The organism is Ralstonia condita (assembly GCF_958405655.1).
Lineage (GTDB): Bacteria > Pseudomonadota > Gammaproteobacteria > Burkholderiales > Burkholderiaceae > Ralstonia > Ralstonia condita.
The window spans coordinates 240,649-267,201 of record NZ_CATYWO010000001.1; the positions used below are offsets into that span (position 1 = coordinate 240,649).

Consider the following 26,553-nt stretch of genomic DNA (forward strand, 5'->3'; position numbering starts at 1 on the left):
GCGCTGCATATCGTTTCGGTCAGAAAACCGCGACTTTACCCCTGTCATGCACCGACCGCCTCAGGATTGCGCTTCCCGTTCCAGCAGCGCGCGCTTGCGCTCCACGCCCCAGCGATAGCCCGAGGTGCTGCCGTCGCGCCGGATCACGCGATGGCACGGGATGGCCACGGCGATATGGTTGGCCGCGCAGGCTTGAGCCACTGCCCGGATCGCCCTGGGCGCGCCGATGCGGGCCGCAATTTCAGCGTAGCTGGTCGTGCTGCCGGGAGGCACTTCCCGCAGTGCCTGCCAGACGCGCTCCTGAAACGCCGTGCCGCGCACGTCCAAGGGCAAGTCCAGGCCCAGGGAGGGCGCTTCAATCAGCCCCACGACGCGCGCGACCAATTGTTCAAATCCCGCATCGCCGCCGATCAGGTCGGCCTTGGGGAAGGTGTCTTGCAAGTCGCGTGCGAGCGCGTCCGGATCGTCGCCCATCAGGATCGCGCAGATGCCGCGGTCGCTTTGCGCCACCAGGATGGACCCAAGCGAACATTCACCGACCGCAAAGCGGATCGTGGTCTGCGCGCCCCCCGCGCGGTAGCGGCTGGCGGTCATCCCGAGCACGCTGTCAGACGCCTCATAGAAGCGGCTGCTTGCATTGAAGCCGGCATCGTAAATGGCCTCGGTGACGGAGCTGCCGCGCTCCAGCCGTGCCCGCAGCCTGCGGGCGCGGTGCGCAGCGGCGTAGCCCTTGGGTGTCAGGCCTGTCACGCTCTTGAACAGGCGGTGAAAGTGGTAGGCGCTCAAGCCGGCGTCTTGCGCCAAGGCGTCGAGCGTGGGCTGTGTGTCGGCGGTCTCGATGCGGCGGCATGCGGCCGCAACCAGTGCGGCTTGCTGCGCGCGCGCGGCGGTCTGGTCGGGGCGTGCGCGCCGGCTGGGGCGATACCCGGCGGCTTCGGCCTCGGCGGCGGTGTCGAAGAACTCGACGTTTTCCGGGCGCGGCAGGCGTGACGTGCTGCTTGGCTGGCAATACACGCCGGTGGTCCTGACGGCATAGACGAATTGGCCGTCTGCGGAGGGGTCCCGCGCCAGCACGCGAGCCCAGCGCGGATCGTGTTCGACAGTGGCGGTGTGGGCGATCTTGGCGGGCGTTTGCATGGCAGGTGGCAATGAAAATCGATGCCTGTACTGTAGCGGCGCACGACGGTGGCAGCACTCCGGGTCTTGCGGTCAAATTCCGGCGCTATTTCCGATCCCGTGGAAGGGAGGGCCCCCTGGGTTTGCGGGGGCCAGCATCGGGGGAAGCACGGCATCCGCAGTGGACGTCCCGGCGGTGTTGCGCCGCTGCGGCACACCGCTACGGGATCTGGGATGCCGCCTGAGCGGCGGGCACGCGCCACAAGTACCAGGTGGCAATGGTGCGGTACGGCCGCCATGCCTGGCTGATCTCCAAGATCTGCTTGCGCGGTGGCGCGGCGGCAAGCCGCTTCAGCCGGCGGTAGCCGTCGCGCACGCCAAAATCGTCGCCCGGCAGGACGTCGGTGCGCGCCAGCGAGTAGATCAGCAGCATCTCGACCGTCCAGCGGCCGACGCCGCGCAGGCTCACCAGTCGATCGATGAGCGCCTCATCCGGCATGGAGAGGGCGTCGTCGCGATTGGGAACGATACCGTCGAGCGTCGCCTGCGCGATGCCGCGAATAGCCGCCAGCTTGCGTGCCGAGAAGCCGCACCCGCGCAAGGCTGCTTCATCCGCGGTGAGCAGTTGCTCGGGCGTGGGAAAGCCCGAGCCGGGGTAGAGCGCCAGCAAGCGGCCCAGAGTGGCGTCCCCTGCCTTGGCATGCAACTGCTGGTAGGCAATGGCCCGTACGAGCGCCTCATAGGGTTCGCGCGCCGGCTTGGGCTGATGGCCGCACGGGCCGGTGGCGGCGATGTGGCGTGCCCAGTCATCGTCGAGCGTGGACAGGAAATCGGCAGCTTGCCGGTAGATGCGCCCGGACGATGCGGCGGCAATGGCGGTCATGTCAGCCGGCCTTGCGGAACGTCAGGTTGATGCGCCGGCTGCCCAGGAGCGGATGCGGAGCGTCCTTGAGCGGTGCCACACCGTGGTAGCGCAGGCGGTCGGGGCCGCCCCAGACCACCACGTCGCCGTGGAAGAGCGGAATGCGTTGGGGTTTGTCGGCGCGTTGGTGCCCGCCGAACAGGAATGTTGCCGGCATGCCCAGCGAGACGGAGACGATCGGCGCGCCGAAGTCCTGCTCGTCGCGGTCCTGATGCAAGGACATGCGTGCGCCGGGCACGTAACGGTTGATGAGGCAGGCGTCGGGTACGAAGCCCGGAAAGCCTGTTTCGGCGGCCGCGCGGCTTGCCAGATCAAGAAAGAGGTCAGGCAGCGGCGGCCATGGGTTGCCGGTGAGCGGATCGTGCGTGGCATAGCGGTAGCCACGGCGGTCGGACGTCCAGCCGAGCTGGCCACAGTTGGTGAGCGCCACCGACATCTCGAAACCGCCCGGCGTGACCATGTGGCGAAACGGTGCCTGCTGCGTCACGTTTTCCACGGCAGCGACCAGCGCAGGCGCCTCGGCCAGCGCAAAGCCGCGCAGGACGAGGGTGGCCGGCGCCACGGCAACGCGCACATCGTTGGCGGGGGGGTGGTCGGCAAACAGATCGCCGGAGGTCATGGTGAATTGGCTACAACGCGTCATGGAAGATGATGCCGATAGTATGCCGCTGACCGGAACGCACGCGGCTCACGCCGTGGCGCATGGTGACGCGGTACACGCCCCGTGTGCCCTGCACGGGGCGATGGTGTACGGCAAAGATCACCGCGTCGCCCTGTCGCAGCGGGACGACTTCGGGCCGTGACTGCATGCGCGGGCGTTGCTCGGTCATGACGAACTCGCCGCCGGTAAAGTCGACGCCCGGTTCGGACAACAGGATCGCCACCTGCAGCGGAAAGACGTGTTCGCCGTAGAGGTCCTGATGCAGGCAGTTGTAGTCGCCCGGGCCGTAACGCAGGATGAGCGGCGTGGGCCGCACCTGGCCGGCATCGTGGCAGCGGCGCAGGAAGTCGGCGTGCGCGGGCGGAAAGCGTGCGTCGATCGCCAACGCATCGTTCCAGCGGTTGGCGATGACAGCCAGGCGCGGGTATAGCGCTGCGCGCAACGCCGCAATCAAGCCGGGCAACGGGTAAGCAAAGTAACGATATTCGCCGCGGCCAAAACCGTGGCGTTCCATGACCACGCGCGAGCGGTACAGACCGTCATGCGCATAGCGCGCGGCCAATGCGCCGCAGGCGTCGCGCGTGAGGAGCCCAGGGAGCACGGCGCTGCCCACGTCATTGAGGGTGTCTTCCAAGGCATGCCAATCGATGCCATCGAGGTTGGGCGGGTGGCCTGCGCTTGCCCGCGCGGTGGCCGTGGAGGGCGGCATATGCGTCCGTGGGGTGGAGATGCGATATGCCAAGCCTACGCCTGCCGGAACACGCGCGGCACTCCGGAGCTTGCGGTCGAATTCAGCCGTGCGCGGCCATGCCTGCGGGCATGGAGATGGCGGCCATCTTGTCGAGGGCCTCGCCCGTGGCACGGCAGATGCGCCACTCGGGCAGCACGTCGGCGCCCATGGCTTCGTAGAAGGCGATGGACGGTGCGTTCCAGTCGAGCACGCTCCATTCGAAGCGGCCGCAGCCGCGTTCCTGCGCCAGCCGCGCCAGGTGGATCAGCAGCGCCTTACCGATGCCCAAGCCTCGATACGCCGGATCGACAAAGAGGTCCTCCAGATACAGGCCCGGCTTGCACAGGAAGGTCGAGAAATTGTGAAAGAACAGCGCAAAGCCCACCGCCTGACCCTCCACTTCGGCGAGCACCGCCTCGCCATATGGCCGCGGCCCGAACAACATCGTGGCAAGCGCTTCAGGCGTGGTCTGCACGAGATGCGTGAGCTTTTCATACTCGGCCAGCGCTGTAATGAGGCGCACGAGCGAAGCGCAGTCGTCCGGCGCGGCCGGACGCAGCGTGAACGTAGCGGCGGTATCGACGGTTGTCATTGGGACGGGGATTCCAGAGAGGTTTGGACGAGGCGCGCGACCTGTTCGACGTAATCCGGCGCGAGGCAATCGACGACATGCCGCTCGGGCGTGCTGCGCAGCCACGTGATCTGGCGCTTGCAGAGCTGGCGCGTCGCGGCGATGCCCTGTTCGCGCAACGCGGTCATGTCGATCTCGCCGTCGAGATAGGCCCACGCCTGCCGGTAGCCGACGCAGCGGATCGAGGGCAGCGCGGGCGACAGATCGCCACGCGCGCGCAGCGCCTGCACCTCGTCGAGCAAGCCGCCGGCGAGCATCGCGTCGAACCGCTGCGCGATGCGCGCATGCAGCACGAGGCGGTCGGAGGGCTCGAGTGCGATCGTCAGATACGGCGCAGCGGCTTCATGCTGCTGGAACGCATGCGCGCCGGCTTCGCGCGCAAGCAGCGCAGACATCGGTTGGCCGGTCAGTCGATACAGCTCGAGCGCGCGCTGGATGCGCTGCGCGTCGGTGGTGTGCAGCCGCGCGGCCGTGACGGGGTCAACCCGTGCGAGTCTTGCGTGCATCGCGGGCCAGCCATCGCGCGCGGCTTCAGCGTCGATCTCGGCGCGGATGGCCGGATCCGCGCCGGGCAGATCCGAGAGCCCTTGCGTGAGCGCCTTGTAATACAGCATCGTGCCGCCGACGATCAGCGGCAACTTGCCGCGCGCGCGGATGGCGTCGATCAGCGCCTGTGCATCGTTGGTGAACTGCGCCGCGGAATACGCCCCGAGCGGATCGATGATGTCGATCAGATGGTGCGGGGCGATGGCTCGCTCCTCAGTGCTGGGCTTCGCGGTGCCGATATCCATGCCGCGGTAGACCAGCGCCGAATCCATGCTGATGATCTCGACCGGCCAGCGCTCGGCGAGCTTCAACGCAGCCGCGGTCTTGCCCGACGCAGTGGGGCCGAGCAGGCAGACGGCACGCGGCGCAGTTTGTGAAGACACGATCATCGGCGTGACTGAATTACTGGCCGCGCAGGAACAGGCGGTCCAGATCGGCCACCGTGAGCTGGATCCACGTCGGGCGGCCGTGGTTGCATTGATCGGCGCGTTCCGTGGCTTCCATCTGGCGCAGCAACGCGTTCATTTCGTCCAGGTTCAGCCGGCGGTTGGCACGCACGGCGGAATGACAGGCCAGCGTGGCGAGCAGTTCGTTCTGGCGCTCGGCCAGCACACGCGAGCCGCCATAGGACTGGAGATCGCGCAGCACGTCCCGTGCGAGGGCTTGCGCATCGGCCTTCTGCAGCAGCGTCGGTACGGCGCGCACGGCCAGCGTGGTGGGCGATACGGCCGAGATGTCGAAGCCCAGCAGCGTGAGCGTGTCGCGGAATTCTTCAGCGGTGCCGATTTCCACTGCGCTCGCGGCAAACGTGACCGGAATCAGCAGCGGCTGGACTTCAACGCGCCTGGCTTCGAGCGCTGCCTTGAGCTGTTCGTACAGGATGCGCTCGTGCGCGGCGTGCATGTCGACCAGCACCATGCCGCGTGCGTTCTGCGCCAGCACGTAGATGCCGTGCAACTGCGCGACGGCAAAGCCGAGCGGATGGGCATCGTCGTCGGCCGGTGAAACGGCGCCGGATGCTGCTTCGGTGCCCGGCGCTTCGAGGGTCGCCGTGCCACCGTCGAACAGCGTCGCCGCGCTCGGCACGTCGGCCATCCAGGCGGGGCGCGACGATGCGAGCGGCGTGGTGTCGCCGCGCATCATCGACAGGTATTCGCCACGCGGTTGCGCAATGCCGAGCGACGTCTGGCGCGCAGCCATCTGATTGATCCAGCGCGCGGTGTTGTCGGCCGGCGAGGGCGGGGCCGCCACCTCCGGCGCCTCGGCGATGTCGGTGCGCAGGCTGTCGCCCTGTTCGCCCGCATGCCGCGCCAGCGCGCGCTGCACGGCGTGGTAGACGAACTGGTGCACGGCGCGGCTGTCGCGGAACCGCACTTCGATCTTGGACGGATGCACGTTCACGTCCACGGCTTCGGGCGGCAGCTCGAGACACAGCACGTAGGCGGGAAAGCGATCGCCGTGGAGTACATCCTCGTAAGCGCTGCGCACGGCGTGCGTGAGCAGCCGGTCGCGTACGAAGCGGCCGTTGACGTAGAAGAACTGGTGGTCGGCCCGGCCGCGCGAGGCGGTGGGCAGGCCGGCAAAGCCGAAGATGCGCAGCTCGCCGGCGTGTTCCTCGAAGGGCAGGCGCGCGCGGGCGAACTCGCTGCCGAGCACGGCCGCGGTGCGTGAATCCGCCGCGGTGGCGTTCCAGTGCTCCAGCGGCTTGCCGTTGTGATGCACGGAGATGGCGACGTCCGGGCGCGCAAGTGCCGTGCGTCGAATGACCTCCAGGCAATGGCCCAGCTCGGTCTGTTCGGTCTTCAGGAATTTCCGGCGCGCCGGCGTATTGAAGTACAGATGCTGCACGTCGACAGTGGTGCCGACGCCCCCGGACGCAGGCTGCGTGCGGCCGCTTTGGGCGATGATCTGCGTGGCATGGGCGTCGTGCACGGTGCGCGAAGTGAGCGTCAGTTCGGCCACCGACGCAATCGAGGCCAGCGCCTCGCCACGAAAACCCAGCGTCGCTACGGATTCCAGCTCTTCCAGCGAGCCGATCTTGCTGGTCGCATGGCGCATCAGCGCGACGGGCAGTTCGTCGGCCGGAATGCCGCCGCCGTTGTCGGTAATGGCAATGCGGCGCACGCCACCTTCTTCCAGCTTGATCTGGAGTTGCGTGGCACCGGCGTCCAGGGCGTTTTCCAGCAGCTCCTTGACCACGGACGCTGGCCGTTCGACCACTTCTCCGGCCGCGATCTGGCTGATCAGCTGGTCCGGAAGCGGGCGGATGGGGCGGCGGGAGGCGGTGGCGGAAGTCATCGCGGCATTATAAATGTCAGCTTCCGTGCGTCGCACCGACGCAGGGCCGACACGTACCGGGGGCCATCCAATTGACATCCGGTATCATTTGCCGCTGCTCAATCGGGGGTTGGTTTGGATATCGTGACGCAACTGCTCGACATCGTCCTGCATGTCGACAAATCGCTGGGCCTGCTCATTCAGCAGTACGGCGCGTGGGTGTATGTGCTGCTCTTCGCCATCGTGTTTGCCGAAACCGGCTTGGTGGTGCTGCCATTCCTGCCCGGTGACACGCTGCTCTTCATTGCCGGCGCCATGTGCGCGACGGGCCAGATGGACGCCTGGCTGCTGATCGTGCTGCTCGTGATTGCGGCGGTGACGGGCAACACCATGAACTACTTCGTGGGTGCGTGGATCGGTCCCAAGGTGTTCGACGGTCACATACGCTTCCTGGACCACAAAGCGCTGCTCAAGACGCACGCATTCTATGAACGCCACGGCGGCAAGACGCTGGTGATGGCGCGCTTCATTCCGGTGGTGCGCACGTTCGCGCCGTTCGTGGCGGGTGTGTCGAAGATGACGTTCGCCAAGTTCCAGCTCTTCAACATGATCGGCGCGGTGCTGTGGGTGGCGATCCTGGTGTTGTCTGGCGAGGCGTTCGGCAACGTGCCGGTCATCCGGGATCACCTGAACACGATCGTGCTGATCGGCCTTGGCGCGGCGATTGTGCCGCTCGCGCTCGGCGGGCTGTGGAAGTTGCTCCGGCGCCGCACGGTCGCGCCGAAATAAGCGAGCGTCTCAGTTCAGGTTCTTGCTCATGGCGCGCAGCGTCGGCATGCGCTCCTTGAGCTTGGGTGTGTCGGCTGCGTCGGGTCGTGCGTCTACATAGGCTTCCAGGTCCGCCAGGGCCGGGCGGAAGCATTCGAGGTTGGCGTAGGCCAACCCCCGGTCGCGCACTTCCTCGATCGAATCCGGCAGCAGGATCACCAGTCGCTGCTGCACCGCCAGCAGGCGCTGCCAGCGTGACTCCTGCAGGTAGATCGCCTTCAGGTTGCGCAGCATGCGCGCGATGATCTCCCGGTGCGTGGCCACCTGCAGGAACACCCCGAGCGGCACGGTGTTCGGGTCTTCGATGCCTTCCCTTTCCAGGTAAGGGTCGAGCATGTCCTGCAGTTCTTCCTTCGACAGCGTCTGTCCGGTCAGCGGATCCAGCACGACCTCGCCTGCCGGGATGCTCATGCGCACCAGGAAGTGGTTCGGAAACGACACGCCCTTGAGCGGCAGCCCGATCTGCTGGCCGATTTCCATCAGGAGCACCGCCAGCGAGATCGGAATCCCGCGCCGGCTTTGCAGCACGGCGTTCAGATAGGAATTCTCGGGGTCGTAGTAATCGTTGGCATTGGGCCCGAAGCCCAGTTCCCGATAGAAGAACTGGTTGAGCAGGCGCAAGCGCTGGATGGCCGGCGTGCCTTCTGCGATGCGGTTCTTGATCCGTGCCACCAGGACGTCGATGGCGGCCAGCTCTGCTTGCAGGTCGAGGTCCGGGTATGCGTCCTGCGCGATGGACAGCGCAGTCTCGGTGAGGGGAATGCTGTCGTCGTCCGCGACGAGGGCCGAAAAGTAATCGAGGACTTTGGTGGTCATCAGATGGCCTTCTTTCGGAACGTGGAGAACTTCAACCCAGTCATCCACAGTGTACCGAAATAGACCACCGCACACAGGACCAGGCAGGCGCCCAGCAGCGCGATGCGCACCAGTGGCCTGGTCCCCAGCGCCACCCAGTCGAAGTTATGCGCAAACCACAGCAGCACGCCAGCCAGCAGCAGCACGGCCGAGATGACCTGGGCAACGAACAACCCCCAGCCCGGCAGTGGATGGTAGTAGCCGCGGCGGCGCAAGCCGAAGAACAGCAGTGCCGCATTGATTGTCGCGCCGAAGCTGATGGACAGCGCCAGTCCGGCGTGTCCGAACACGGGCACGAAGAAGTAGTTGGAGAGCTGCGTCGCGACCAGCACCACCAGCGCGATCTTCACCGGTGTGCGAATGTCCTGCCGTGCATAGAAGCCCGGTGCCAGGATCTTGATGACGATTAACCCGAGCAGCCCCACGCCATACGAAACCAGTGCCTGGCGCGTCATCTCGACGTCAATACCCGTGAACTTTCCGTAGTGGAACAGCGTGGCCGTGAGCGGCGCGCCAAACACGAACAACCCCACCGCCGACGGTACCGCCAGCAGCACCGTGAGCCGCAAGCCCCAATCCAGGAGCGAGGAATACTCTTCGCGATTATCGTCCGCACTCGCCTTTGACAGGCTCGGCAGGAGGATCGTCCCGAGCGCCACGCCCAGCAGTGCGGTCGGGAATTCCATCAGCCGGTCCGCATAGTTCAGCCACGACACGCTGCCCGTCGGCAGGCGCGAGGCGATGTTCGTATTGATGATCAAGCTGATCTGGGCTACCGATACCGAGAGCGTGGCTGGCAGCATCTGCTTGAGCACGCGCCGCACGCCCGGGTGGTGCCACGCCGCGCGCACGTTGAACGACACGCGCGGTAGCATCCCGACGCGCCGTAGGGACGGAACCTGGATCGCCAGCTGCAGAATGCCGCCCACCATCACCGCATAGGCCTGCGCATAGATCGGTGTTTCCAGGAATGGCGCCACGAACAGTGCCGCCACGATGAACGAGAGGTTCAGCAGGACCGGCGTGAAGGCGGGCACAGCGAACTCGCGCCACGTATTCAGGATGCCCGAAGCCAACGCCACCAGTGACACCAGCCCGATATACGGAAACATCACACGCGTCATGAAGACCGCCGAGACGTAAGCCTGCTGCTCGTGCGTCTTGAAGCCGGTGGCAACGGCAGTGACGATCAGCGGTGCGCCAATCACACCCAGCGCCGAGATGATCACCAGGAACCACGTCATCACGGTGGCCACCGAGTCGACCAGGGCGCGCGTTTCGTGCTCGCCCTGTCGGTTCTTGAACTCGCCCAGGATGGGCACGAACGCCTGCGAGAACGCGCCCTCGGCCGACAGCCGACGCAGCAGGTTGGGGATGCGGAAGGCGACGTTGAAGGCGTCGGTGTAGACCGAAGCGCCGAACGCGCGGGCGATCAGCGTTTCGCGGATCAGCCCGGTGATGCGCGAGAGCATCGTCAGGCCGCTGATCGTGGCAAGGGTTCTGAGGAGGTTCAAAATGGATGCGAGGTTGTGCGCCGCCGTTGGGCTTTGCGGCGATGGCGTTCTGACCGGTGGCGCCCTGCGGGGTTCGCGCGGGCCGGCGCAATTGGGGCCGTATTATAGGGATCGGCTTGCCGCCTGCCTAAAGTGCAGCCAAAGCCGCAATGCGGCGTCACGCAGACGATTTCGCAACACGGTTTGCATCCGCCAAGAGAATCTGCGTATAATTGTCGTTTCCCACGCATTCGCGCGCTTCGGCCTTCCGTGTCTCCCGGGGCGCTTGCAACAGTTTTCTTCAGGATATTTTCCATGGCAAACACCGCACAAGCACGCAAGCGCGCACGCCAGGCCGTCGTACTGAACGCCCACAACTCGGCACTGCGCTCGCGTCTGCGCACCGCGATCAAGACCGTCCGCAAGGCCGTGGCTGGTGGCGACAAGGCCGCAGCCGCCGCTGCATTCAAGACCGCTCAGAGCACGATCGACAGCATCGCTGACAAGAAGATCGTTCACAAGAACAAGGCTGCACGCGCCAAGTCGCGTCTGTCCGCTGCCATCAAGGCAATGGGTGCCTGAGCTCCGGTGATGCCGGCCTGGCCGGCATGGTGTGGCAGTCAATGCCATGCACCGACAACAAAAAAGCCTGTCTTCGGACAGGCTTTTTTGTTTTGTGTACGCGCAGTCGGCGGCGTGACTGCCTGGCGGCGGGGGTCAGCTTTTCGCCGGTGCGCCGGTTTCCGGCAGGATGCAGGCTTCAACCAGTTGCAGATTGTTATCGTGCGCGAAGTTCAGCACGAAATCCAGTGCCTTGGGTTCAATCTCGCGCAGACGCTCGTCGACGAAGACGCTTTTGACGCCGCCCGACATGACGGGGCGCACATAAGGCGAGTACGTAAAACGGGGGTCTCCGGTATCACCGGCGGGTCGGAACTGCGCCATCACGCCGCACAGCCGATCGGCCCAGTCGCTCGGGCGGAAGGTCTTTCCGTCGCGGGTGACGCCCTGAATGAAGAATTGGCGAGGGTTGGCTGCCATGGACTGCGTGGGGCTGTGGAGATTTTCAAACGACTTCGACCGCGCGGGTGCCGCAACGTTCGAACGGGGTGCACTTGTGGTGCGGATGATGCGCTTGCCCGGTTGTGGACTCGCTAACCTGCTGGACCAACTTGTCGCGTCGGTTCGTGGGTCGTCGAGGCATCCGAGGCAGCCAGTATTATATCTTATATAAGACTTTCATCGGCCTTTCACCGGTGCCTTTGTGGCAGGCCGGGCTGTGCCGGGCGAGGCTCGCCAAACCAGCGGCGATCCCGTATGATGATTTGAATCTTCACCAGACAGGGCGGCTAGGGCGGCGTGCCACGAGAGTTTCCGGCGCGTCATCTGCAGGCCGCCTTCGTTGTTTTATGAACCCACCAAGCTCGATCAAGCACTACCTGCAGTTCAAGGACTTTTCGCTGGAAGAGTACGAATACCTGCTGGACCGTTCCGCGATCCTCAAGGCCAAGTTCAAGAACTACGAGACGTGGCACCCGCTGCACGACCGCACGCTGGCCATGATCTTCGAGAAGAATTCCACGCGTACGCGCCTGTCGTTCGAAGCCGGCATTCACCAGCTCGGCGGCCACGCGGTCTTCCTGAACACGCGCGATTCCCAACTGGGGCGCGGTGAGCCAATCGAAGACGCGGCGCAGGTCATCTCCCGCATGACCGACATCATCATGATCCGCACCTTCGGGCAGGAGATCATCGAACGGTTTGCCGCGCATTCTCGCGTACCGGTCATCAACGGGCTGACCAACGAATATCACCCGTGCCAGGTGTTGGCCGACATTTTCACCTTCATCGAGCAGCGGGGCCCCATCAAGGGCAAGACCGTCACGTGGGTGGGCGATGCCAACAATATGGCCTACACGTGGATCCAGGCGGCTGAGATTCTCGGCTTCCGCTTCCATTTTTCTGCACCAAAGGGCTACCAGCTCGATCCGGCCATGGTGGCCGATTCCAGCCGTCCGTTCGTGCACGTGTTCGAAAGCCCGCTGCAGGCCTGTGAAGGCGCCCACCTAGTGACCACAGACGTGTGGACCAGCATGGGCTACGAAGCCGAGAACGAAGCGCGCAAGAAAGCCTTCGGCGACTGGATGGTCACCGAGGCGATGATGCAGCGCGCGCAACCCGATGCGCTGTTCATGCACTGCCTGCCCGCGCACCGCGGCGAGGAGGTCGAGGCAGCCGTCATCGATGGCAAGCAGAGCGTGGTGTGGGACGAGGCGGAAAACCGCCTGCACGTGCAGAAGGCGCTGATGGAATACCTGCTCTGCGGGCGCTACTGAGCCCGAGTCTGACGCCATAGAAAAAGGCCGCTCCGATTGCGTCGGAGCGGCCTTTTTGCTTTGACGCGGCAGGTAGTTACTTCTTGCCGCCGTCGAGCTGAGGCAGTGCATTGGCGGTACCCAGCGACAGCAGGCCAGCCTTCGAGTAGATCGACAGCTTGTCGCGCGTGTCCATCAGGTCCAGGTTGCGCATGGTCAGTTGGCCGATGCGGTCGGCGGGGCTGAACGGTGCGTCTTCGACCTTCTCCATCGACAGGCGCTCAGGTGCGTAGGTCAGGTTCGGAGATTCGGTGTTCAGGATCGAGTAGTCGTTGCCGCGGCGCAGCTCCAGCGTCACGGTGCCGGTCACGGCGCGGGCTACCCAGCGCTGGGCGGTTTCGCGCAGCATGATCGCTTGCGGATCGAACCAGCGGCCCTGGTACAGCAGACGGCCCAGGCGCAGGCCGTTGATGCGGTATTGCTCGATGGTGTCTTCGTTGTGGATGCCGGTCACCAGGCGTTCGTAGGCGATGTGTAGCAGCGCCATGCCCGGGGCTTCGTAGATGCCGCGGCTCTTGGCTTCGATGATGCGGTTTTCGATCTGGTCGCTCATGCCCAGGCCGTGGCGGCCGCCGATGCGATTCAGCTCCAGGAACATCTCCACCGGGTCGGCGATTTCGCGGCCGTTGACGGCGACCGGACGGCCTTCGTCGAAGGTGACCGACACTTCTTCCGCCTTGACCTCGACTTCGGGCTTCCAGAATGCCACGCCCATGATCGGGTTGACGATGCGGATGCCGCTGTTCAGGTGCTCCAGATCCTTGGCCTCGTGCGTGGCGCCCAGCATGTTGCTGTCCGTCGAGTACGCCTTTTCGGCGCTCATCTTGTAGCCGAAACCTTCCTTCGTCATGAAGGCCGACATTTCGGCGCGGCCGCCCAGCTCATCGATGAAGGCCTGGTCCAGCCACGGCTTGTAGATCTTCAGGGCCGGGTTGGTCAGCAGGCCGTAGCGGTAGAAGCGCTCGATGTCGTTGCCCTTGAAGGTCGAGCCGTCGCCCCAGATGTTGACGTCGTCTTCCTTCATCGCGGCGACCAGCATGGTGCCGGTCACGGCGCGGCCCAGCGGCGTGGTGTTGAAATACGTGATGCCGCCGGTGCTGATGTGGAAGGCGCCGGCCTGGATGGCGGCAATCCCTTCATTGGCCAGTTGCGGGCGGCACTCGATCAGGCGGGCCTTCTCTGCACCGTACTCCATGGCCTTGCGCGGGATGGCATCGTAGTCTTCCTCGTCGGGCTGGCCCAGGTTGGCGGTATAGGCGTAGGGCAGCGCGCCCTTGTTCTTCATCCAGCGCAGCGCCGCGCTGGTATCGAGACCGCCCGAGAAGGCAATGCCGACCTTCTGGCCGACGGGAACGTGTTGCAGGATGGTTTCCATGGTGTGTCTCTTCAGTCTTTCAGTTCTTTGAACCTGTTCAGAATCCGTAGCGAGCGGTTCGAGGTTGGCCTGAGAAGCGCAGCCGTACATGGGTACGGCGAGCATCACAAGGTCAAGATCGAGCCGCGCAGTAGGATCGTGGACAGGTTCAGGCGTAGTGGCAGATGTAGTGGTAGGCCTCGGTCACCCGAATGTCGAACTTCGAGTTGGCCGGAACCTGAAAGCTTTCGCCGGCGGCGGACGTCTTCCACTCGTCGCTGCCGTCGAGCTTGTATTCGCACGAACCGCCCACGCATTCCATGATTTCGGCGGCGGCCGTGCCGAAGGTCAGCGTGGCCGGCAGCACCACGCCCACGGACTTCCTGGTGCCGTCGGGCAGGGTAAAGCTGTGGCTGACGCACTTTCCGTCAAAGTACACATTGGCCTTGGTGGTGAGGCTGACGCCGTCGATGGTTTCGGTGGTCATGAAAGGGAACGCGGAAAAAGGCGTGGTCGAGGATCAAACCTGCCATTTTAGGCCATATACGCCATGATCTACCGGTATCCTTGGGTGATTCGAAGCGCGCCCCCACGGCGCACGCTCCCAAGGGGGAACCATGCAGAAGCCGCACGGCAAACACATCAACCTCGCGCTGCAGGGCGGCGGCGCGCACGGGGCATTCACCTGGGGTGTGCTCGATGCCCTGCTGGAAGACGGCCGATTGTCGTTCGAGGGCATCACCGGCACGAGTGCGGGGTCGATGAACGCCGTCGTGATGCTCGACGGCCTGCTGGAAGGTGGATCCTCGGGCGGCAGAGAGCGGGCGCGCGAAAAGCTGCACGCGTTCTGGCTCGCGGTCTCGACGGCCGGATCGCCGCTCTCGGCCATGGGCGAGAGCGCCAGGGCGCTGTTCTCGGGCAAGCCGCTGTTTCCCGACAGTTGGCCCGTCACCGACTGGATGCGCTTGTGGGACAACTGGATGAGCGCCACAGCACAGGGCGCACATTACAACCCGCTGCGCGATCTGCTGGTCAGCCAGGTCGATTTCGAGCGCCTGCGCGCCTGCGCCGGCACCAAGCTCTTTCTGGCGGCCACCGACGTCAATACCGGCAATGTGCGCGTATTCAACACGCCGGAAATCGACGCCGAAACCGTGCTGGCTTCGGCCTGCTTGCCTTATCTGTACCCCGCCATCGAAATCGGACATCGGCATTACTGGGACGGCGGCTACATGGGCAACCCTGTGCTGTTCCCGTTCTTCTATGAGACGAAGACGCAGGACATCCTGCTTGTCCACGTGAATCCGATCGTGCGCAAGGAGGTGCCCGACCAGCCGCACGAGGTGATGGAGCGGCTCAACGAGATCACGTTCAATGCCTCGTTACTGCGCGAGATGCGCGCGATCGCGTTCGTGCAGAAGCTGATTGCCGAAGACTGGCTCAGGCCGGAGTATCGCGACCGCCTAAAGTACATCTACCTGCACGCCATCCGTGCGGACAAGCCGCTGGGCGATCTGTCGTCATCGACCAAGCTGGTGACGGACTGGAGCTTCCTGACCATGCTCAAGGAGCGCGGCCGACATGAAGGGAAGGCGTGGCTGCGCCAGCATTTCGACGATGTCGGCAAGCGGGGCACCGTCGATATCCAGAACGAATACCTGCGCGGGCAGGAAATCTGAACGCGATCAGATGACGACGGGCTCGGGTTCGATGCGCACGCCAAAGCGCGCATAGACGCTGTCCTGGATTTCGCGTGCCAGCGTCATCAACTCCACGGCGCTGCCCCCACCACGGTTCACGAGCACCAGCGCCTGCTTCTCATACACGCCGACCGCGCCGCTCTGCCGGCCCTTGAAACCACACTGGTCGATCAGCCAGCCCGCAGCCAGCTTGTAAGTGCCGTCCGGCTGCGCGTAGCCCACCAGGTTCGGGAAGCGCCCGGCCAGCGCCTCGCGGGTGGCCGCATCGACGATCGGGTTCTTGAAGAAGCTGCCGGCGTTGCCGATGTCCGCCGGGTCGGGCAGCTTGCGGCGGCGGATCGTCACCACCGCATCGAAGATGTCCTGTGCCGTCGGCTTGGCGATGTGCTGCGCGGTGAGCTCGCGCGCCAGTTCGGCGTAGTGCGTCTCGGGCTGCCAGTCGGCCGGCAGGGCGAACGTCACCTCGGTGATGATGTAGCGGTCTGCGCCGGCGCGCTTGAAGATGCTGTCGCGGTAGCCGAAGGCGCAGTCGGCTGCGCGGAGCGCGACGAACTCGCCCGCGTGCCGATCGTAGGCGCGCAGCGAGTGGAAGCGGTCTTTGATCTCGATGCCGTACGCGCCGATGTTCTGGATGGGCGCGGCGCCTACCGTACCGGGAATCAGCGCGAGGTTTTCGAGCCCAGGCAAACCTTGGGCGACAGTCTGCGACACCAGCCCATGCCAGGATTCGCCCCCGCCCGCAGTCACGAGATTCACGGCGCGGCCATCAACCGTTGCCTGGGCGACGGTGACGCCGGGGATCTCCATCAGCAGGACGAGGCCGTCGAAGTCGCGCGTGAGCACGACGTTGCTGCCCCCACCCAGCACCAGCACCGGCAGACCGCGCACACGCGGATCGTCCAGCGCGGCCGGGATGTCTTCGGGCGTGCGCACATGTGTGGCGTAGCGGGCTGCGGCCTCGAAACGGAACGTGTTGTGCCGGCCTAGGGGATAATGCGTGTCGAGCGACGCCATGGCGCAGGTGAGGCTGGAAAAGCCTGAATTATAAGAGCCGTGGCGAGGATGGCGCCCGCTGGCTGCCGCCGCAGGAACCGAACAAGTCTGCAAGGAGAACACGATGCCGTCGTTTGACGTGGTATGCGAAGCCAACATGGTGGAACTGAAGAACGCCGTGGACCAGGCCAACAAGGAAATTTCGACGCGTTTCGACTTCAAGGGCTCCGACGCCCGCGTCGAGCAGAAGGAGCAGGAGCTGACCCTGTTCGCCGATGACGATTTCAAGATCAGTCAGGTCAACGACGTGCTGGTGAACAAGCTTGCCAAGCGCAACGTCGACGTGCGCTTCCTCGACTATCAGGACAAGCAGAAGATCAGCGGCGACAAGATGAAGCAGGTCGTCAAGATCAAGAAGGGGGTCTCCGGCGATCTGGCCAAGAAGATCGTCAAGCAGATCAAGGACAGCAAGATCAAGGTCCAGGCCAGCATCCAGGGCGACGCCGTGCGCGTGACCGGCGCCAAGCGCGATGACCTGCAAAGCGTGATCGCCATGCTCCGCAAGGACGTGTCGGAGGCACCGCTGGATTTCAACAACTTCCGCGACTGATCGCGCAGCCGGTCATGCAAGCAAAACGCCCCGCACAAGCGGGGCGTTTGCATTCGAGGATGGGGTTACTGCGACAGCCTGGTCACCTTCAATGCCGGGTCCGCGGCGATGGCAGCCTCCGAGAACGGCAGCCGGTTCCAGTGCTTGGACGAGAACATGCGCATCTGATCGAACGCGTGCGGCGAAGCCGGATCGCTCGATTCGCCGTATGTGAGGATGGCGTCTGCCACCGGGCCCTGATCATCGAACGTGACAGTCTGGATGTAGCTGGAGCCGTAGTACACGGCCAAGCCCTTCGGCCCGATCGGCAGGCTCTGCAGCTTGTTCAGCACGCCCTCGTATTCCTCGCCGCCATGCAGGGGAATGGGGCCGCCCGGCGCGCGCGCTGCCTGGACCGTGCCAAGCGGTGCATCGAGCGCGAAGCCTGCGGCGCGCACGGCGTGGACCGCATCCTTCAGCGCCTTGAACACGGCGCTGCGGACCGCCGCATCGTTCATGCGCAGGCCACGTGGCGTGTAGATCGGGTCAGCGGCGTTGAAGTCGACAGCATAGACGTGTGGGATGTCCTTGGCGCGCATCCAGAACTCGCGGAACAGGTGCGCGGCGCGGGCGTCTGCATCGCTGGTGCGGTTCCACAGCGAGAGGGCTGCGCACCCGTCGCGCGTCTCCGCATCGAGGTTGAGCGAGCGCTTGCAGGCAGCAAGCAGATCGTCGCCGACAAGGTGGCCGGCCAGATTGGCATCGCGGAAGAGCATCGCTTGCAGGTTCGGCAGGTTGATCCGATTGCCGGACAGGCCGTCGCTGCCGGCCAGCCGGCGGCCGATCTCGATGAGGCCGATGCGTGTGCGCAGGCGTTGCGGCACCTCCGTTGCACCCATGACCGGCGAGAAGCCAGTCAGCTTCTGCGCCGGGTTGGTCAGCCACGAGCTGTCGTTGCTGTTGGCGACAAAGTCGTCGCGCTCCAGCACGGGCATGTGCGCCGGAGCCACCAGCCCCGGCACCGGCGAAGCCGGGTCGACCTGCCAGTTGCACGTGCTGCGCGAGCCGTCGAGCAGTACCAGCCCGACGCCCTTGAAGAGCTTGTCGGCAAGCGGCGACGGCGCGCAGCGCCTGAGCATCTCCGCCGAGACATCAGGCGTGGTCGAAACGTCCGCAAACAGCGCGCGGCCGTTGCGGTCGGTGGCGATCGTGTTGACCCAGGGGATGCCGAGGTTGCCGATCGCCTGGCGGATGCCCGCCACGTCCCTCGCCTGCGCAATGTGCAGCCACGTGTCGATCGAGCGCGTGTTGTTGCGATTGGCGTCGCGCAGCGTGTAGGCCTTCTGCGTGGTCCACGGCATGCCGCCCGCAGGCATCGACAGCACGGGGCCGTACACCGTGTCGTAGAACGTGTGGGTGCGGCGCTCGATGCGGCCATCGGGCAGCTTCACGTCAAAGGCGACCGTGCGGGTGGTCATCTTGTGGGGGGTGCCGTCGATCAGGTATGTGGTCGGGTCGCCCTCGGCCAGTTTCAGCTCGAACAGCGTGAAGCGACGACCGGTGGAGACGGTGTGCGTCCATGCCACGTCCTTGTTGAAGCCGATGCTGACCACCGGGAAGGCCGCGATTGAGGCGCCCATCACGTCGAGCTTGCCCGGCACGGTCAGGTGGACCTGGTAGAAGCGGTTGGTGCCCGTCCACGGAAAGTGCGGGTTGCCGAGCAGCACGCCGCGGCCGTTGTCGGTAACGGACTTGCCGAAGGCCCAGCCATTGGAGCCGATGGGCATGTCGCGCAGTTGCAGGTCGCGGTCGAGCGCGGCGGTATCCACGGCGGTCGGCGGGGTCGCGAGGCTCGACACGGCCGCGCCGCCCGGTGGCCGGGCCGCGACGATGCTGGCCAGCATGGCGCCAGCGCTGGCCTGGATCGCCTTTTCCTCACCCATGAGCATCATGTCGGACAGCGTGAGCGGACGGACCCAGTTGGCGTTGCGGCAGGCAGACGGATAGTTGGCCGGCGGCGTGTCCTTGAGATAGCGGTTGTAGCCGGCGATGTATCCGCGCAGCAGTTCGCGCGCCTCGGGCGACATCTGCGCATACCCTGCGCGCAGCCCGGCTTCATCGGAGATGCCTTTGAAGAAGGCGTCGGACTGCGTGTTGGGAATCGGCTTGAACGATACGGTCACGGTGCCGTCCGCACCGAAGATCTTCGAACGCTCGCCGTTGACGGTGACGACCTGGTCGGCCAGCAGGCAGACATTGTCCTGTGCATAGGCGTAGGCCATCCCAAAACCCAGGCTGGCGTAGTCGTTGGCGCGGATGTGCGGAATGCCGAAGGCGGTGCGGCGGATGTCGGCCGACAGGCCCGTATCAGACGGTGTGGCCCAGTTGCCGCCAGTGGTGCCTGCACAGCCGGCCAGGGCCGCGAGTGCGGCGAGCGCGAAGGTGCTGCGCAATGCGAATCTCGGCGTCATGCGTTGTCTCCTGATCTCGATGTTGTTATGGGCGGCTACGTGCATGCGCAGCCACCGACGCATCGTCAATCGGACAGGTCTGAACGAAAAGGGGTATTCCCGCCAGAGTTGGAGCCAATACCGCCATGTCCGGCCCGGTTTATACCTATACTGCGGCATGCCCGGCATCGACTTGCTCACTTTCACAGACGCTGCTTTCTCCTCGCTGGCAACCGCTGCGGACACGCTTGGCGTGGCCAATGCGCTGGCTTCCATGCAGGTGGGCAAGCGCGCTGACCCTGCCGACGCCGCCAACGCGGCGGTATTCGGCTGGCGGCTCGTCGCGCGGGATCCTGCGAGGTGGCAGGCGGCGGCGGAAACGCTCGCCTGCCGCTGTGATGCGTTGCCAGAAAGCCCTGCCGAACTCGGCGACGCGCTGATCGTTCCGCCGCTGCATTTCGACCATATCAGCACGCTGGAGCAGCGCCTGGCCCTGTTGGAGCAGGAGCGCGCGACGATCCGCCGCTACCTGGAGGCCGGACGGCTGGTGGCATCCTCCTTCACCGGCGTGGCGATGCTGGGTGAGGTGCTCCCGCGCGGCCAGCGGTTGACCGTGACGTGGCTCATTGCCGGCTGGATGCAAGGCAACTTCCCGCACCTGAGAGCCGCGCCGACCCAGGCCATCGTCAGCAGCGGCAACGTCATCACCGCACGCGCGATGGAGCATGGCGTGGCACTCTTGCACCGGGTGGTGGCGCGCCTCTCCGATGCGCGGCTGGCACGCACCCTGGCCAACACGGCGCTCGACCATCCTTCACGCGCAGAGGCAATCGGCATCTGGCTGCGTAGCAAACCGGCTACGCGCGACAGCGTCGTGCTGCGTGCGCGGCGCTACCTGCAGCAGCATCTGCACGAACCGTTTGATCTGGGGAAACTCGCTGCCGCTGCGTCAACCAGTGAACGCACGTTGCTGCGGCATTTCACGAAGACGGTCGGGATGTCGCCGCTGCAATTGCTGCACCGGCTGCGCGTGGAGCGCGCGTGCCACCTGCTGGAAGTCAGCACGCTGAGCCTGACGACGATTGCCGAGCAGTGCGGCTATCAGGACATGTCGGCCTTCCGGCGGTTGATCCGGCGGCACACGGGCCGGCCGCCGGGTGCACATCGGCGCGCGCATTCGGTGCGCGCCGAGCTGCGCAATTAGGCGGCTTTCTTCTTCTCGCCGATGCGGCTTTCCTTGCCGGCCAGCAGCTTGGCGATATTGGCGCGGTGCCGCGCGATCAGCAGCACCGCCATCAGCGCAACCGCCCCGGCAATCCAGTCGAAGCCGTTCATCAGCACGTAGAAGAACGGCGCAAACACCGCCGACACCAGCGCCGCGAGCGACGAATAGCGGAAGAACACGGCGATGATGATCCAGGTGGCCAGCGTGGCCAGCCCAAGCCACACGTTCAACGCCAGCAGGATGCCCGCCGCCGTGGCCACGCCCTTGCCGCCCGCAAAGCGGTGGAACACCGGATACAGGTGGCCCAGGAACACGGCGATCACCACCAGCGCGATGCCGGTCTCGTCCACGCCAAAGCGCGGCGAAAGCAGTAGGGCGAGCCACACCGCCAGCCAGCCCTTGGCTGCGTCGCCCAGCAGCGTGAGGATGGCCGCCTTCTTGTTGCCCGAGCGCAGCACGTTGGTGGCGCCGGGGTTGCCCGAGCCGTAGGTGCGTGGATCTGCCAGCCCCATCGCGCGGCTGACGACCACGGCAAACGAGATCGAGCCGATCAGATAGGCGGCCAAGGCGAAAAGGACGGTTGCGACGACAGGGGACATAGCGACTTTGAAAAATCAGGCTGCGGGATTGTAGCGTGCGCGTAGGGTGCCCAAGCGTGGCGGCCGTTTCAATCGGGGTTTGCACAATTGACGGGCTGCGCGTTGAGCACGGCCGTCAACACGCCAGGTGCGATGCCGACCAGAAAACCCCGGCGCCCGCCGTTGATGTAGATGCGCTCGAGTTCCAGCACCGAGGCTTCCACGTAGATCGGCAAGGCCTTGCGCACGCCGAACGGCGACGTGCCGCCGACGAGGTAGCCGCTGTGCCGCTGCGCCACTTCGGGCTTGCACGGCTGCACACTCTTGCGGCCGGTCTGCCGCGCCAGGTTCTTGGTCGAGACCGAGCAATCGCCGTGCATCAGCACGATCAGCGGCTTGGCGTGCTCGTCTTCCATGACCAGCGTCTTGACGACGGCGTGCTCATCCACGCCAAGCTGGCGCGAAGATTCGGTCGTGCCACCCTTGTCGACATAGTCGTAGGTGTGTTCGGTAAAGGCGACGCCATGGGTCTTCAGGAACTGCGTGGCGGGCGTCTCGGAAACGTGCTTGGACTTGCTCATGCGGGGCAGGGAGGAACGATCGCTATCCGCGCGGATGATGCTGGGCGTGCAGCGTGCGCAGCCGCTCGCGCGCGACGTGGGTGTAGATCTGCGTGGTGGAAATATCCGCGTGGCCGAGCAGCATCTGCACCACGCGCAAGTCTGCGCCGTGGTTGAGCAGGTGCGTGGCAAACGCGTGCCGCAGCGTATGCGGCGAGAGCGGGGCGCGCACATCGGCCCGCAACGCATAGCGCTTGATCAGGTGCCAGAACGCCTGGCGTGTCATGCCTTCGCCGCGCGCCGTGACGAACAGCGCATCGGCCGTGCGCGCGCCCAGCAGCGCCGTGCGGCTGTCGCGAAGGTAGCGTCGCAGCCAGTCGCCGGCCTCGGCGCCGAAAGGCACCAGCCGGTCCTTGCCGCCCTTGCCGCCGATCACGCGCACCACGCCTTCGTTCAGGCCGACCTCCACCGTCTTCAACGCGACGATTTCCGACACGCGCAGCCCGCTGGCATACATCAGTTCGATCATCGCGCGGTCGCGCAGGCCCAGCGGCGTGTCGACATCCGGCGCGTGGATGAGCGCCTCGACTTGCGTTTCGGACAACGTCTTCGGAAAGCGCGGCGGCTGCTTGGCCGTCGGCAGCAGGCGCGACGGATCGGTGCTCACCACGTGCTCGCGCAACGCCCACTGGAAGAAGCGCTTGAATACCGTGCGACGCCGGTTGGCAGAAGACGCGCGGCTTTCGGCATGGCGCGCGGCGAAGTAGTCGGCCAGGTCGCCGTCTTCGGATTCGGCGATGGACTTGCCGCGCGCGGCCAGCCAGTGCCCATAGAGCGTCAGGTCGCGCCGGTAAGCGTCGAGCGTGTTGCGTGCGAGGCCGTCTTCCAGCCACAGCGCATCGCAGAAACGCTGGATGGCATCCGCGCTGCGCGGCGGGAGGGCAGGCGCGTCCGGCGCCTTCGGTGCGGCTTGTTTCATATCAGCATCACGCCTTCGTGGCGCAGCAGCCAGTGCTTGATGTTCAGCAGGTATCCGTCGACGTGGTGCGCGAATCCGCCGATGCCCGACGCGCTGACCACGCGGTGACACGGGATGACGATCGGCAGCCCGTTGTCGCCACATGCCTGGCCCACGGCGCGGGGCACGCTGCCGATTGCTTTGGCTATGGCGCCATAGGTGGTCGTGCGGCCGCGCGGCACGGCGCAGATGGCACGCCACACGCGATGCTGGAACGCGGTGCCGACGGGTGCGAGCGGTACATCGAACGGTGCATCCGGGTCGGCGTAGTACGCATCGAGCTGATGGGCCAGCCTGCGGATCAGTGCGTCGTCCGAGTCGACGGCGGGCGTGCTTTCCGGCAGGTAGACGAGCTCGCGGACGGCGCCGTCGGCCACGCGCACGCCCAACTTGCCGAAGGGCGCTTCGAGAACGGCATCGAAGGGGGATGACATGACGGGAGCCGGCGCTGGAAACGAGGAGGACGCGATGAAGCTGCGACGATCCAGCGAATCTAGCACAGGCCCCCGGAGGGCGGCGTTACGGCTCCAGCTTGATGTGCTGCTGCTTGACGAGTGCGCGCATCTTGTCGAATTCACGCTTGATCTCGGCCGCGTATTGCTGCGGTGTGTTGCCGATGGGCTCGGCGCCCGCACCGCGGAAGCGATCGACGAGGCCCGGGTCCTTCAGTGCCTTCACCGACGCTTCGTTCAACTTGCGGATGATGTCGTCCGGTGTCCCGGCCGGGGCGACAAGGCCATACCAGGCCGGGTCATTGGCGTCCTTCAGCCCGACCTCGGCAAAGGTCGGGACGTCGGGCAGGCTGTCGATGCGTCGGTTCCACGCCACCACGATCGGACGCAGCTTGCCGCCCTTGATGAACTGCATGGATGACGGCAGGTTGTCGATCATGATCGGCACCTGGTTTGCCAGCACATCGTTGAGTGCCGGGCCCGCGCCACGGTAGGGCACATGCACCATCTGCGTCTTGGTCAACACCTTGAATGCCTCGCCGAGCATGTGGCCGATACCGCAGGTGCCCGATGTGGCGAACGAATACTTGCCAGGGTTGGCGGTCAACGCGGCAACGAACTCCTTGTAGTTCCTGGCCGGGAAAGTCGGGTTGACGGCGATCACGTTGGCCACGATCGCCAGATTGGTGATGGGTTTGAAATCCTTGAGCGGATCGTATGAAAGCTTCGGGTTGCACGCCGGGTTGACGGCATGTGTGGACACGGTCGCGATGCCGATCGTGTAGCCGTCTGGCGCGGCCTTGGCGATGGCGTCCGCGCCGATCGAGCCGCCGGCCCCGCCCTTGTTCTCCACCACCACTGGCTGGCCGAGTACCCTGGCGAGCTGGTCAGCCACGCCGCGCCCGATGATGTCGGTCGTGCCACCGGGCGGGAACGGAATGATCAGCCTGAGCGGTTTGGTAGGGTAGTTTCCGGCCAGTGCCGGGCCGCACAGCAGCGTTGCAACGGTGGCAATCAGGCTGGAAGCCAGGCGTGCCTTGTTCATCGTCATCCTCCTTGGCGCTCTTGTGTTGAAACTGCTGAATAACACAATGGCCAAGCCGGATCGGGCAGAAACCGAGGTGCCCGGGAAAGCGGACTGTCAGGTTCCGAGCAATCCGCTTTTCAGTTCCCGGTCGACCGGGTAGTCACCAATGAAGATGCGCAGCACGGCCTGGTAGAAATCTTCGCCGGGAATGGCCTTGGTGCGGGCTACGCCATTGATGGAGATGGTGGTGCCAGCCTCCGGCGTGTAGTCGAAGTTGATGGTGTCGCCGCGCTTGGTGGCGCCGATCTGCCGCATGGCGTCTTCCAGTTGCGTGAGCCGATCCGCCAGCTTCTGCACCTGAATTTCCGTCTGGTTGCGGTGGATGCCATCGTTGAGCGCGTGGATGAAGGTGTCGGCGCCCACTTCGCGCAGCGGGTGAATCTGCAGCCGCTTCGGCCCCTTCATGCCGAGGATGACCGCTGCATTCTTGGCGCGCTCCGGCAGGTACAGCCCAGCCACATAGCCCTTGATGACGAACACCGAACGCAAGCCGGTGCCGTTGAGCAGCAGCTCGTGGCCAGCCACGCGCGCGGCCTCGTCAAAGGGCACACCCTCGACGCTCACCGCTGCCCATGCCGGCGCAGCACAGGCCGCGCACAGCAGCGCTCCCATCACGCTGTTACGCCACGCGCGCCGCACGACGGGCAGGCGGCCGGACGAACGGGCACGTGTCCAGAAACGCAGCGCGCGGTGGAGGTCAGCAAGAGCGGAGAACATCGACGTGAAGGATTTTTGACGAGCCTCTCATTTTGTCGATGTTTGATTTTTAAACAATTAGTGTCTGCCCTGATGTGCAGGTAATCACGTACCGCGTGGTATTGGCGTTCACTTCGACACGTGTTAACCGAGGTATTCCCGGTTTACGCTAATCGCGGAATTGTCTTGTTTTTAAAACAATGGCAGTGGGATATTCCGCGCCAGGATTAAAGTGACGGATCACCGTTTTGGCGTCAGGCGTCCAGTGCCCAAGCCACGTGTTCTCTGACAAGTTCCGAAGCGTCTGCCGCGCGGGCGCGCAGCGCCGCCACCAGGCGTGCGCGCGCAGTTTCGGGCAGCGGACCCCGCAGGGCATTGCCCAGCGCCACCGCGAGGTTGCGCAGCCATCGTTCATGTCCGATCCGGCGGATCGGGCTGCCCTCAAGCCGCTGGTTGAATTCATTCTCCGTCCAATTGAACAGGTCGACCAGGGCAGCTGCATCCAAGCCATTGCGTACGTCAAAGTCTGACAGGGTCGCTGACACGGCAAATTTGTTCCACGGGCAGATGAGCTGGCAGTCGTCGCAGCCGTAGACGTGGTTGCCCATTGCCGGGCGCAGCTCGATGGGGATGCTGCCTTTGTGTTCAATGGTCAGATATGAGATGCAGCGGCGCGCGTCCACCACGTAAGGCGCGACGATGGCCTGCGTGGGGCACACGTCGATGCAGCGGGTGCAGTTGCCGCAGTGGGCCTCCACAGGCGGGTCCACCGGCAGCGGCAAGTCGATCAGGATTTCACCGAGGAAGAACATCGAACCCGCATCGCGATCGAGCAGCAATGTGTGTTTGCCACGCCAGCCCAGGCCGCCGTTGCTCGCAAGCGCGACTTCCAGTACCGGCGCGGAATCCGTAAAGACGCGAAAGCCGTACGGACCGACCACGCCGGCAATCTTCTCGGCGAGCCTTTGCAGGCGCTGCCGAAGCACCTTGTGGTAGTCGCGGCCACGGGCGTAGAGCGAGATGGCTGCCGCTTCCGGACGACGCAGGCGGTCCCATTCGATGCTTCGCCAGTCGTCGCCGGCCGCCTGCCTCTCGGCCTGAAGTGGCAGATACGGCATCCGCGCCACGATGGCGCGTACCGTTCCGGCAACAAGTTCGGCCGGACGAGCGCGGAGCATGCCGTGGTTCGCCATATAATCCATGTCACCGTGAAACCCCTGCGCAAGCCACGTCTGGAGCCCTTCTTCAGCGTGCGACAGGTCGATGTCGGCGATGCGGATGGCATCGAACCCGAGTTCGGCGCCCCAGGAGCGAATCTGCGCGACCAGTGCGGCCACGCCGGCCTCGCCGACGGGTAAGCGCGCGTCGTGGTTCGTTTCGATCGATGACGTGGGGGTGGCGGACATGCCCAAATTGT

At 65.1% G+C, this 26,553-nt stretch carries 27 protein-coding genes; 6 read left to right on the forward strand and 21 right to left on the reverse strand.

Features of this window, described 5'->3' with window-relative positions; all coding sequences use genetic code 11:
• Positions 1-60: 60 nt before the first annotated feature.
• The 7 genes from ada to mutL all read right to left on the reverse strand — a co-directional run bounded on the left by ada (position 61) and on the right by mutL (position 6,904).
• Positions 61-1,137, reverse strand: a complete 1,077-nt coding sequence (gene ada, locus R2N03_RS01085; protein WP_316654068.1) for a bifunctional DNA-binding transcriptional regulator/O6-methylguanine-DNA methyltransferase Ada — start codon at positions 1,135-1,137, stop codon at positions 61-63.
• Between the two features lie 199 nt (positions 1,138-1,336).
• The gene (locus tag R2N03_RS01090) at positions 1,337-1,999 is read right to left on the reverse strand and encodes a DNA-3-methyladenine glycosylase family protein (RefSeq protein ID WP_316654070.1); all 663 of its coding nucleotides are present in this window, start codon (positions 1,997-1,999) and stop codon (positions 1,337-1,339) included.
• Position 2,000: 1 nt separating this feature from the next.
• On the reverse strand, positions 2,001-2,657 hold the full coding sequence (gene alkB / locus R2N03_RS01095) for a DNA oxidative demethylase AlkB (RefSeq protein WP_316654073.1): 657 nt from the start codon (positions 2,655-2,657) through the stop codon (positions 2,001-2,003).
• 10 nt (positions 2,658-2,667) lie between these two features.
• Positions 2,668-3,408 carry a 2OG-Fe(II) oxygenase gene (locus R2N03_RS01100; RefSeq protein ID WP_316654076.1) on the reverse strand — a complete coding sequence of 247 codons (741 nt, stop codon included), beginning with the start codon at positions 3,406-3,408 and terminating at the stop codon, positions 2,668-2,670.
• Positions 3,409-3,490: 82 nt separating this feature from the next.
• Complete coding sequence (locus tag R2N03_RS01105) at positions 3,491-4,021, reverse strand: GNAT family N-acetyltransferase (protein ID WP_316654078.1); 531 nt, start codon at positions 4,019-4,021, stop codon at positions 3,491-3,493.
• Positions 4,018-4,995 (reverse strand): tRNA (adenosine(37)-N6)-dimethylallyltransferase MiaA, encoded by a 978-nt coding sequence (miaA, locus tag R2N03_RS01110; protein WP_316654080.1) that lies wholly within the window; start codon positions 4,993-4,995, stop codon positions 4,018-4,020. The genes R2N03_RS01105 and miaA overlap by 4 nt, the downstream gene beginning before the upstream one ends.
• A 13-nt stretch (positions 4,996-5,008) precedes the next feature.
• Positions 5,009-6,904, reverse strand: a complete 1,896-nt coding sequence (gene mutL, locus R2N03_RS01115; protein ID WP_316654082.1) for a DNA mismatch repair endonuclease MutL — start codon at positions 6,902-6,904, stop codon at positions 5,009-5,011.
• A gap of 114 nt (positions 6,905-7,018) precedes the next feature.
• Between mutL and R2N03_RS01120 the strand changes: the two genes are divergently transcribed.
• On the forward strand, positions 7,019-7,672 hold the full coding sequence (locus tag R2N03_RS01120; RefSeq protein ID WP_316654084.1) for a VTT domain-containing protein: 654 nt from the start codon (positions 7,019-7,021) through the stop codon (positions 7,670-7,672).
• 9 nt (positions 7,673-7,681) lie between these two features.
• Here the strand turns inward: R2N03_RS01120 and R2N03_RS01125 are convergent, their stop codons facing one another.
• A complete protein-coding gene (locus R2N03_RS01125) occupies positions 7,682-8,527 on the reverse strand; it encodes a SirB1 family protein (RefSeq protein WP_316654086.1) in 846 nt (281 codons plus the stop codon).
• Positions 8,527-10,080, reverse strand: coding sequence for a murein biosynthesis integral membrane protein MurJ (murJ, locus tag R2N03_RS01130; RefSeq protein ID WP_316654087.1), 1,554 nt, complete (start codon positions 10,078-10,080; stop codon positions 8,527-8,529). The genes R2N03_RS01125 and murJ overlap by 1 nt, the downstream gene beginning before the upstream one ends.
• Positions 10,081-10,374: 294 nt before the next feature.
• On the opposite strand from murJ, the gene rpsT reads away from it, so the two are divergent.
• Positions 10,375-10,641, forward strand: a complete 267-nt coding sequence (gene rpsT, locus R2N03_RS01135) for a 30S ribosomal protein S20 (protein ID WP_316654089.1) — start codon at positions 10,375-10,377, stop codon at positions 10,639-10,641.
• A gap of 135 nt (positions 10,642-10,776) precedes the next feature.
• Here rpsT and R2N03_RS01140 read toward each other — a convergent pair whose 3' ends face one another.
• Positions 10,777-11,100, reverse strand: a complete 324-nt coding sequence (locus tag R2N03_RS01140) for a DUF3579 domain-containing protein (protein ID WP_316654091.1) — start codon at positions 11,098-11,100, stop codon at positions 10,777-10,779.
• 368 nt (positions 11,101-11,468) lie between these two features.
• On the opposite strand from R2N03_RS01140, the gene argF reads away from it, so the two are divergent.
• A complete protein-coding gene (gene argF, locus R2N03_RS01145; protein ID WP_316654095.1) occupies positions 11,469-12,395 on the forward strand; it encodes an ornithine carbamoyltransferase in 927 nt (308 codons plus the stop codon).
• Positions 12,396-12,471: 76 nt separating this feature from the next.
• On the opposite strand, the gene argG is transcribed toward argF, so the two are convergent.
• Both argG and ppnP read right to left on the reverse strand, forming a co-directional pair.
• On the reverse strand, positions 12,472-13,809 hold the full coding sequence (gene argG, locus R2N03_RS01150; RefSeq protein WP_024974876.1) for an argininosuccinate synthase: 1,338 nt from the start codon (positions 13,807-13,809) through the stop codon (positions 12,472-12,474).
• A 148-nt stretch (positions 13,810-13,957) separates the two neighbouring features.
• Positions 13,958-14,275 (reverse strand): pyrimidine/purine nucleoside phosphorylase, encoded by a 318-nt coding sequence (gene ppnP / locus R2N03_RS01155; protein WP_316654105.1) that lies wholly within the window; start codon positions 14,273-14,275, stop codon positions 13,958-13,960.
• Between the two features lie 130 nt (positions 14,276-14,405).
• Here ppnP and R2N03_RS01160 point away from each other — a divergent pair, with 130 nt between their 5' ends.
• Entirely contained in the window at positions 14,406-15,467 is a 1,062-nt protein-coding gene (locus R2N03_RS01160) for a patatin-like phospholipase family protein (protein ID WP_316654107.1), read from the forward strand.
• A 6-nt stretch (positions 15,468-15,473) separates the two neighbouring features.
• Here the strand turns inward: R2N03_RS01160 and murB are convergent, their stop codons facing one another.
• On the reverse strand, positions 15,474-16,502 hold the full coding sequence (gene murB, locus R2N03_RS01165) for a UDP-N-acetylmuramate dehydrogenase (protein WP_316654108.1): 1,029 nt from the start codon (positions 16,500-16,502) through the stop codon (positions 15,474-15,476).
• 103 nt (positions 16,503-16,605) lie between these two features.
• Between murB and R2N03_RS01170 the strand changes: the two genes are divergently transcribed.
• Entirely contained in the window at positions 16,606-17,091 is a 486-nt protein-coding gene (locus R2N03_RS01170; RefSeq protein ID WP_316654110.1) for a YajQ family cyclic di-GMP-binding protein, read from the forward strand.
• Between the two features lie 65 nt (positions 17,092-17,156).
• On the opposite strand, the gene R2N03_RS01175 is transcribed toward R2N03_RS01170, so the two are convergent.
• Positions 17,157-19,541 (reverse strand): acylase, encoded by a 2,385-nt coding sequence (locus R2N03_RS01175; RefSeq protein ID WP_316654112.1) that lies wholly within the window; start codon positions 19,539-19,541, stop codon positions 17,157-17,159.
• Positions 19,542-19,584: 43 nt separating this feature from the next.
• On the opposite strand from R2N03_RS01175, the gene R2N03_RS01180 reads away from it, so the two are divergent.
• Positions 19,585-20,724, forward strand: a complete 1,140-nt coding sequence (locus tag R2N03_RS01180; protein WP_316654115.1) for a GlxA family transcriptional regulator — start codon at positions 19,585-19,587, stop codon at positions 20,722-20,724.
• Here R2N03_RS01180 and plsY read toward each other — a convergent pair.
• From plsY to queG, 7 genes are all read right to left on the reverse strand, one after another.
• Positions 20,721-21,344: a glycerol-3-phosphate 1-O-acyltransferase PlsY gene (plsY, locus tag R2N03_RS01185; RefSeq protein ID WP_316654118.1), complete on the reverse strand. Its 624-nt coding sequence runs from the start codon at positions 21,342-21,344 to the stop codon at positions 20,721-20,723. The genes R2N03_RS01180 and plsY overlap by 4 nt on opposite strands.
• A 68-nt stretch (positions 21,345-21,412) precedes the next feature.
• Positions 21,413-21,904 (reverse strand): Cys-tRNA(Pro) deacylase, encoded by a 492-nt coding sequence (gene ybaK, locus R2N03_RS01190; protein ID WP_316654120.1) that lies wholly within the window; start codon positions 21,902-21,904, stop codon positions 21,413-21,415.
• Between the two features lie 22 nt (positions 21,905-21,926).
• On the reverse strand, positions 21,927-22,862 hold the full coding sequence (gene xerD, locus R2N03_RS01195; protein WP_316654122.1) for a site-specific tyrosine recombinase XerD: 936 nt from the start codon (positions 22,860-22,862) through the stop codon (positions 21,927-21,929).
• Positions 22,859-23,335, reverse strand: a complete 477-nt coding sequence (locus R2N03_RS01200; protein ID WP_316654124.1) for a methylated-DNA--[protein]-cysteine S-methyltransferase — start codon at positions 23,333-23,335, stop codon at positions 22,859-22,861. Before R2N03_RS01200 ends, xerD begins: the two co-directional genes overlap by 4 nt.
• Before the next feature lie 85 nt (positions 23,336-23,420).
• Positions 23,421-24,398, reverse strand: coding sequence for a tripartite tricarboxylate transporter substrate binding protein BugE (locus R2N03_RS01205; RefSeq protein ID WP_316654126.1), 978 nt, complete (start codon positions 24,396-24,398; stop codon positions 23,421-23,423).
• A 96-nt stretch (positions 24,399-24,494) separates the two neighbouring features.
• The gene (locus R2N03_RS01210) at positions 24,495-25,157 is read right to left on the reverse strand and encodes a chalcone isomerase family protein (protein WP_316654128.1); all 663 of its coding nucleotides are present in this window, start codon (positions 25,155-25,157) and stop codon (positions 24,495-24,497) included.
• A gap of 233 nt (positions 25,158-25,390) precedes the next feature.
• Entirely contained in the window at positions 25,391-26,542 is a 1,152-nt protein-coding gene (gene queG / locus R2N03_RS01215; RefSeq protein ID WP_316654130.1) for a tRNA epoxyqueuosine(34) reductase QueG, read from the reverse strand.
• Between the last annotated feature and the right edge of the window lie 11 nt (positions 26,543-26,553).